Consider the following 8149-nt stretch of genomic DNA (forward strand, 5'->3'; position numbering starts at 1 on the left):
CCGCATGATCACGACGACCCCTCCAGCATCCGGTCGCCGACGACGTTGAGGACGCGGGCCAGCCACGTCGGGACCTCATCGACGCGCTCGCCCTCCCGGTAACCGCTCCTGACTTCGACGTCGCCGTTGACGATCCGCGCGTCGAGCCGCCAGTCCGGAAACTCGGTGTCGGTCTCGACCGCGATCAGCAGCCCGCCGGCTGCCTCAACCTCGGCGGTCGCGGTGACCGACTCGGGCTCGCCGGGCGAGTGGATCCCCTCGGCGATCGTGTCGACAGTGAACTCGGTAGTCTGTGCGCCGGAGCCGTGCGCAGGTGGCGATGAGGCCATACCCGACCGTGGTCAGTCGTCCCTCTTGAGAGCCCCACAGGATGTTCCAGATGGTTCTGGATGGACACCAACCGCCAGACGTGGCCGGGTTAGACGACTTCCGGATGCTGTTCCGGATGGTGGCTCTACCTACGTAATTGATAGAGGTGGTTTCGACCAATACAATGGCTGTAGTCAGTACAATAGCCTGTAAGTAAAATCAGTCTGAGACCTGCGTAATTAGAAGTCGTCTAGAGTAGTGCTTTCTCTAGCCTCAGCGACACCGGGCAATTCAATGGGTTCGCCTCTCTCACTTGCCTGTCGCATACGCTCAACCAGTACGGAAGTATGCAGACCAGCAGCCATTTCACGCGATTGTACGAGATTCTCAACCGCTTCTTTCAGCTCACCTAGGCTATCCTCCATGTCTAGAACAGATAGGACAGCACGATCGAGTTGGTCCCGCTCCTTCTCTTTGTCACCGGGCTGGGGGTCGTCTAACTCTTTTTCCTTCGCTAACAGAGCGTCGAAGGCATCAAGAATCTCCCCTCGGCTCTCCGCGGCAAGCTCCTCAGGGTCAAAGACGGGGAGTTGTTTGGTTTCGTAGACCATCGTCTGAAGTCGAGTCATCCCCTGCCCACCGGTACGTCTACTGGTCAACTCCTTCGTAAGCCAGACAAGACGAGTGTTCAGGAGTGCGCACAGTAATTTTGAATCCACATCGGGGGATCGGATACAGTGGAACTGATTCGTAGCCATAGCCTCCGCCTCGTTCCAGACCACCCGATGCTCCCGCCAGGTGAATTGTGTATGGAACATCGGCGGCGGAGTAATGTCACCAAGATCGAACCATACGTCCTTAGAGGATAGCGACGAGCGTTCATGATATTCTTCTAATTCCCCTGAGTGAACATACTCTAAGAGAGCATCGTGACCGTTCTCAGCGAGCCAGTCTTTCACCTGATCCTCATCCGAAGCTCCGAAATCACCCTCACTTTCCTCAAGGGCGCTCTCTACCAAATCGTGGACGTCCAGCACCGCCCACTCATCTGATTCCTTCTCGGTGAATACGACTTTATCAACCTGTCCGGTTGCTTTTAGAAGAGGAGAAATGTATGACTCTAATCCTAGATCCACCATATCTTGTGTATGGCCTGTGAAGAACGGGTTAGCACCTGTTTTAATTCCATAGCTCACATCAGCTATATCAGAGAGATTCACGATCTCCGGCTTCGCTTTTAGCTCGAAGTATAGCGGAGGTGCGAAGAAGAAAACGCTCCATTTCGGTTCGTGATGGAGAGCGGACTGCTTTCGCGTCACAACACGATACTCGTCTTGAGAAATCATCTGGTTCGGCTCGTAGTCGTCCTCAACTATCGAAGTAATCTCCTCAATATCCATCTCCTCTTTGACCCGGATAAATTTCGCCACGTTGCTGTCGCGATCGTCTCTTTCGCTCTGCTTCCGGAGAACGAGTACGCTGGAGTCCACAAGAGCGTCATCGAAAACCTGACGGTCGAACTTAATGATAGCACGTATCTCGTAGTTTTCGAGTATGAATTCCTGAATGTCTTCGCCGTATTTCGAGTCCATCCAGCGGTCGCTAGTGATGAATCCGAGGTCTCCTTCCTCAGCTAGGAATTCAGTCCCATGTGTGAGGAAATATGCGTATATGTCTGCTCGACGTGAAATGTATTCTGCGTCGATTTCCAGACTATCAATATGGTCCCGGACGTGGTCCTTGTCATCAATATTTTCTTGCCGGATGTAAGGTGGATTCGCCACCACCGCATCGAAACCACCTATCTGCTCGGTCACTTCATCCCCATTCTCCCATTCCTCTCCGCCCGTCCCGGCAACAACACGACCGAAACGCTGGTTCCTCGCGACATTAAAGAAGTCGTTAATCTCTATGTCAACCTCATCTGTGTATGATGAGAGGTCCTGTATTGCAAGGTTGATCGCTGTCAGGTGAGCAGGGAAACGATTGATTTCTACACCGGAGAGCTGGCTGAGAATTCTGTCGTGACTACCCGCCGGCTGTGGGAGTTGGTCCCGGATGCGGTGATAGGCACTCACCAGAAAGCCACCACTACCGCAAGCCGGGTCTAGTACTGTGTCGCTCGCATCGGTTACAGTCAGCCGAGTGATCAAGTCAGTAATAGCGGGCGGCGTGTAGTATTCTCCCATCTCCCGGCGTCGCTCCGGTGGAATAACCCCTTCGTAAATCTGACCGATAACGTCGCTATCAAACTGGGTCAGGTCACGTTCATCCAGTTCTATGATGAATTCGCGGATTTTCTCATCGACGGGATCAAGTGGAATTTCGCTGTAAATAGGGTCATGATCGTAGATGGCCTCGAAATCCACCGTTTCAACTAGTTGCTGGAAGTAGTCTTCAAGATCTTCCTGTACCCGCAATGGGCTGACCGCTAGCGGATCCACATCATCCTCGTAGGTAGGAGCGTTCTCTAGAATTTTGTAGAACAGAATCTTGTTGATGAGGAGATACGCGGCCTGCTCAGCAAACTCACGACGAACCTCTTGTTGGTCCGACGTGTCCATATCTTTGTATTCAATACCCTGTGTGGCGGTCCAAGCCGTGAAGGAGTCGCTAAAATCCTTGTCGTCCTCCAAATGTTCGGTTAACGACTCTTGTAGTCGCGGAGAGACGTACTCATGGAGCGAATTCATCCGATCGATGAACGCAGCGTCAAGAGCGTCCCACTTGGCGTCACCGACGCGTAGCCGGGCGACTTCATCTAGCAGCGTGTCAGCAAATTCCCGCACATCAGAGATGGTGTAGGACTTCGTGGACCGTTCGAGCAGAGGTACTCCCTCAGTGAATGCGTCAAAAATGACCAGCCTGTCCCGGTTGTAAGTACAGAAGAATGGGGACCCTAGATCACCAGCGTATCGGAACGCTTGTCGGATGACCGCTGGCGCATAAGGATCGATATCTCGACTTCCTCCGTCCTCAGGGCGTTTTGCTTCAACTACGAACACTGGATCATCGTTGTTATCAAAGACAACGATATCGGCTCGCCCGCTGATACCCTCGCTGTATTCCGGGCGAGCTGTTCCGTAGGTAATCCCCTCGCGGTTCGGATTCTCTTCTATTGCGTTCTGAAGATGTCGGTAGAGTTCAAAGTGTATATCGGCTTCACTCATACGGATGTACCCTCATTCTACAGTCAAAATCTAATGGGTTTCAATTAGAACTTTTCATTTAATCGCCATTTCTATAATCTAAAGTCGCTGTCCAGAAGCGGGGGTTTACCGATCCACCTATTTGTACCTATTTCCGGTCTACAACAGCTATACAACAACCGGATCTGACTGGATCGCAAGTCGGTATTCTTTTTTCCCGCCATGCTGCTCGACGTCGACGAGGTTGTAGTGTTCTAGCTTCGGGAGGTGATTCTCGCGCAGGTAGCGCAACGTCACCGGATCGCTGTGAGTCTCTTGATACCGTGCGTAGAGTTCCTTTTGGATGAGTCTACCTTCCTTCTGGAGGACTTCGTAGAGCGCACGCTGGTGCGTGTTGAGCTTCGAAATCGTCTTCTGCCGCACCTCGATCTGAGCGTCTTCGACCGCATCTTTCACGAGCCGCTTCGGGATGTTCGACAGGCCCTTACTGCTCGCCTTTCTCGCCGCGGCCCGGAGTGTCGTGATTCCCATTCGGGCGTCGCCGTCGACGAGCCGCGCGATCGTCTCGCAGACCTCCTCGCTCACAGCGTTGGGGCCGAGTCCGGAGCGAGCACGAAGCCGGACGATCTCCGCGATCGTGTCCTCACCGTACCGGTCGAACGTGACGCGGTAGCCGACTGAGACGCGAGACCGAACCCGCTCGTCGAGACCGGCGAGCAGGTCCACCTCGTCGTTCGCGATGCCGATCCACGAAAGCCCGCGGAACTCGTGGAGGTCGTAGAGCAGCTCGGTCTCGCGCAGCTGGTCGACCTCGTCGAGGATGACGACGCCCGGGCCGTTGAAGTTGCGATGAACGCGCTCCAACAGCGTCGACGTCGACGCCGAGCGCGGGACAGCCGCACCGACGAGGTCTCGGGAGAGGCGATCGAGGACGGCGTTGCGCGTGTAGTCCCGCCAGCAGTTCACGTAGGCGTGGGGGACGTCGAGGACCTCCTTCCGGAGCTCGCGAACGGCGGCCTTCGCGACGGTCGTCTTCCCGGCACCGGAGGGCCCGAAGAGAAAGCAGTTCTCGGCGCGCTGGCCGTCCTCGATCGGCGAGAGGGCGTCGGTCACCTCGTTCATGTGGCGGTTCCGACCGACGATCGTTGCGGGGAGGTGGTCGTCTTCAAAGACAGAGCCGTTACGTATCACACCAGCGACGACTCTCGGGAGAGAATATAAAGTGAACCCCGAGTGTTCCGGATGGTTCCGGATGGCGGAAACACACTACTGAAACACTTTCACCGCGGTCACGGAAGGCTTAATAAATCATATCTGTTTAAAACCAGTAACTAACGCATGACTCGTTTCACGGAAGAACGAGGGAAAATCCCCGCCCACACGGGGAGAAGACGCGTGGTTGGAGGTGTTAGACTATTACCAACTACAAAGCGAAGGCTCGGCGGGCACAGCGGAAAGCCGAGCGCAAGGCGAAGCGCGAGATGCGAAAGGCCGAGCGAAAAGCCGAGCGAGAGGCTCGGAAATCGGAGCGTCGTCTCCAGCGCAAACTGGAGAAATGCGACGACCCCGAAGAGGCCCAGCGCATCATCCGGCGCGAGCGGAAGCGGCTGAAACGCCGCCTGTAATCCTCTCGCGTCATCTCTTTACCACGCATTTTTCCCTCGTGACATGACTGTTGTACCTATCGTGATTTAACGATACTGATAGCGACAGTCAACGAATCTCGGACACAGCTATCTCGACAGACAAACTTCCGCGTCTCTCCTACGCTGAATATTAAGTGAACTCGGAAGAGTCGATGTTCGTATGGCCCTTGGTCAAAACGTAACTGTTGACGAGCTGCGAGGTCAGATTATGGATACTGTCTCCTCAGAATGGCAATACTTCGACGCACCGCCAACGTGGGTCCTTACATCAAACCGGGATTTCTCCATTGAGATGCTCAATCGACTAGATAGTGACGAACGGAGACGTGATCAGCCAGACTGGGCCTCGATATTTCCTAACGAAACGACCCACAGAAACAGTATCAGGGTTCAGTACCGGGGAGTTCCGTTCGAACAGAAGGATGTCTTTCAACTTGATGAGTTTCGGGCTACCATTGTGATTCCGGCAAGGGACCCTGATCCGACAGCAGGTGAACCGGAGCGATATCTCACGCCGTTCGAGAAACGAATATCCGAGATCATGTCTGGAGATCATCTCGATGGCTACTGGCAGGGGCTCGACGTACGAGTGGAGTAACCTGCTTCGAAGGCGGTATTATCCAACTGGCGAGAAGCACCTCCTTCTCGCCCAGTTGGCGAATAGCCACTTAATTGTAGAAAGAAACGGGCTTGGTCACTCCACATTTGAACACGTTTGTTCTGTAGATACCCTTATTAGATAATACAAGTGCGGTGCTAGACACAAGGTAGATATTTCAGATGGCGAGTTACACTAAAAATTGATGTCCTCAAATGCGTTCTCAAGTGTTTGAAAAACTCGTGTAGTGACATGTTCATAGTATTCTTGATCTTCATCCGATATTAACAACCACCAGTTGTGGGCGACGCTATTCCGGACACTCATCAACTTCGTGTAGGCCTCATATTCGCTGTCGTTCAGGATCCCAAGAGCGTTCGCAAAGTATACCGTTGGAGTGTTTCCTAACCTTTCAATTGCTTCTTGTTCTGAGTTGGAAAGTTCTCTACCCTGATACGATTCAATTTCTTCAATCATCCCCCACTCAAGCAGTGATTCAACGAAAGCTGCTTGCCGGAGGATAGCAGAACAGTAATCTTTGGACTCAATGAGCTTACGCTGTTCATCAAGTTCTGTCTTAACCATCGACGGGACGAGAACATCAGCAAAGGCGCTAAAGAGATCTCCAAACAGGTCATCCAATGACGCTTCCCACTCGGTGTTCGCCGGTGTAGTATCTACCCGCTCAGTCTTTTCATGGTAATCGTTAATGTCCATACAGGTTCAGCCCGTCGCTAGGTTAATTATGACTGGGATTGCGATGGTCGCTACGATTCCTAAAGGCTGATCCCCTGATTCTATCATGTGAAACTAGGTTCAAATGTTGTGAGAGACCCTCGTGATAGGCACACATCCGATGCGTAGTAGATTGTTTTATATATCAGTTGCTAAAATTTTCAATGGAGAGGTAGTCTTGTGTCCGAGAACTGGTGGAGGCCGGAACACCGCGGCATCTCGGAGTGAATATCTGAAGATCTAACAGAATAATATTGATTACTCACCTTCCAGAAAACCCAACCGACAGATGGTTGAGATAACTAGCCCACTGAGTACGCTGTTCATCGCCGTATTCGCGGTGAGTGCCAGTATCGTACCAGCCTTCGCAATAATGAATCGTTTCATACGAGAAGAAAAGTCCAGCTGGAACATTAACCGCGGAATTGGCGTTATGATCGTTGCTGGCGTGCTAGTCAGTGGGATGATCACAGTGAATGGAATCGCCACCACCTCGTACACTCTTTTGTCGCTCGAAGCACTGCTCACTATCCTGTTCGTCCTCATCTTGGCGTTTATCGGGATGGTGGTTCTCGGCGGTGTTCTCGCGTATCCACTCCACTGGTTCTTGCGATGGCAGGAACCCCCCGACATCATCGACGAGAACCGGCCATAATCGTCTTATACCCCGTATAGGTGCTAAACCTCGCAAATGGGTGTACCTGATATATGTGTGTCCGGGAACTGGTGGAGAGTCGGACGTGTTCCGAGAACCCGAAAAGGAACAGTCCACTTCTAGATAGCACAACATCTATCCGAGTTTGTAAAAGGTGATATGATAGGAATCTTATTTACAGGTAGATGTTGGAGACGGAGGAGTTGTACAGGTTATTAGAGATCGTGACTCTTCTGCTCCCTGTCGTGGCTATCCTTCTTCAACTCTCGATTCGACTCTATAGAACGGATGAGTCGGAAATACCGATGGAAGACCGACGCGAAAGCCTTCAGCTTGGGATCTTGGGCGTAATCGCACTCTTGTTTGCCGGGTTGAATACAGTGTTCGCGCTGTCCTCTCCATTGTATCCACTTGGCGTCAACGAAACGCTCTTGATGATCGGTATTGCGCTCATCTTCATTGGAGGATCTGTAGTCACAGTGGGATCAGACGCGCTAAGGGTCCTCGGTGGTGGTCCGATACTCCCTGAAAACTTCTCAGATGAGATTCCCGACAACAACCGAATTAAGTACGCACGGCAGAAACTTGCGAACTGGATCAAACCAGAACCCGACGACACAGAGGAGAACCCTGAATAATGGATGCATCCGATGTTATAGAAATGGTGATGGCGGGGCTCGTGATCTGGGTTTTCCTCGTCGTAGCTGCCGACCTTCTACCCCAGATTTTGGACACGGCGTTCGGAAGGGAGGTTATTCAGGGAGCCATTCAGTTCGTATTCTTCTTCCTCATCGGGGTCGTCATCGTACTCGGTCTACAGGCTGTCATCGGTGACTGAGAGAACAGTAATCGACGCCACGATCGGAAGGCGGTCATCTTGTCCGGGAAGTGGTGAGGAGTCGGACGCGATCGGCCTCGAACCCGCCCCGATCACGTCGGGAACCCCACCCGACCCGTACCTTTTTGTCCGGTTGACGCGCCAGCCGGACGCATGAATCTCCAGCCCCACGAGGAACAGGACGGGAAGAAGGTGTGGCTCCTGTCTCTTATACACATC

The 8149-nt window shown here is 52.8% G+C and carries 9 protein-coding genes; 4 read left to right on the forward strand and 5 right to left on the reverse strand.

The window, feature by feature from the left end:
- Positions 1 to 8: 8 nt before the first annotated feature.
- The 3 genes from C472_RS05520 to C472_RS05530 form a co-directional block, all read right to left on the reverse strand.
- Positions 9 to 329 (reverse strand): hypothetical protein, encoded by a 321-nt coding sequence (locus C472_RS05520; RefSeq protein WP_006628819.1) that lies wholly within the window; start codon positions 327 to 329, stop codon positions 9 to 11.
- Between the two features lie 219 nt (positions 330 to 548).
- A complete protein-coding gene (locus C472_RS05525) occupies positions 549 to 3479 on the reverse strand; it encodes an N-6 DNA methylase (protein WP_082238236.1) in 2931 nt (976 codons plus the stop codon).
- A gap of 147 nt (positions 3480 to 3626) precedes the next feature.
- Positions 3627 to 4649, reverse strand: a complete 1023-nt coding sequence (locus C472_RS05530) for a Cdc6/Cdc18 family protein (protein ID WP_082238237.1) — start codon at positions 4647 to 4649, stop codon at positions 3627 to 3629.
- 615 nt (positions 4650 to 5264) lie between these two features.
- Here C472_RS05530 and C472_RS16895 point away from each other — a divergent pair.
- Entirely contained in the window at positions 5265 to 5702 is a 438-nt protein-coding gene (locus tag C472_RS16895; RefSeq protein WP_206536574.1) for a hypothetical protein, read from the forward strand.
- A 195-nt stretch (positions 5703 to 5897) separates the two neighbouring features.
- Here C472_RS16895 and C472_RS16900 read toward each other — a convergent pair whose 3' ends face one another.
- Positions 5898 to 6419 carry a hypothetical protein gene (locus C472_RS16900; protein WP_152420601.1) on the reverse strand — a complete coding sequence of 174 codons (522 nt, stop codon included), beginning with the start codon at positions 6417 to 6419 and terminating at the stop codon, positions 5898 to 5900.
- Between the two features lie 307 nt (positions 6420 to 6726).
- Here C472_RS16900 and C472_RS16905 point away from each other — a divergent pair, with 307 nt between their 5' ends.
- The 3 genes from C472_RS16905 to C472_RS16910 all read left to right on the forward strand — a co-directional run bounded on the left by C472_RS16905 (position 6727) and on the right by C472_RS16910 (position 7930).
- Entirely contained in the window at positions 6727 to 7092 is a 366-nt protein-coding gene (locus C472_RS16905; protein WP_006628822.1) for a hypothetical protein, read from the forward strand.
- Between the two features lie 185 nt (positions 7093 to 7277).
- Positions 7278 to 7730 carry a hypothetical protein gene (locus C472_RS05540; RefSeq protein WP_006628823.1) on the forward strand — a complete coding sequence of 151 codons (453 nt, stop codon included), beginning with the start codon at positions 7278 to 7280 and terminating at the stop codon, positions 7728 to 7730.
- A complete protein-coding gene (locus C472_RS16910; RefSeq protein ID WP_152420602.1) occupies positions 7730 to 7930 on the forward strand; it encodes a hypothetical protein in 201 nt (66 codons plus the stop codon). Before C472_RS05540 ends, C472_RS16910 begins: the two co-directional genes overlap by 1 nt.
- Here the strand turns inward: C472_RS16910 and C472_RS17645 are convergent.
- Positions 7907 to 8149 (reverse strand): hypothetical protein (locus C472_RS17645; protein ID WP_206536575.1); only part of this gene is annotated, 243 nt, incomplete at its 5' end. The genes C472_RS16910 and C472_RS17645 overlap by 24 nt on opposite strands.

The sequence above is a fragment of the Halorubrum tebenquichense DSM 14210 genome, from assembly GCF_000337415.1.
GTDB lineage: Archaea > Halobacteriota > Halobacteria > Halobacteriales > Haloferacaceae > Halorubrum > Halorubrum tebenquichense.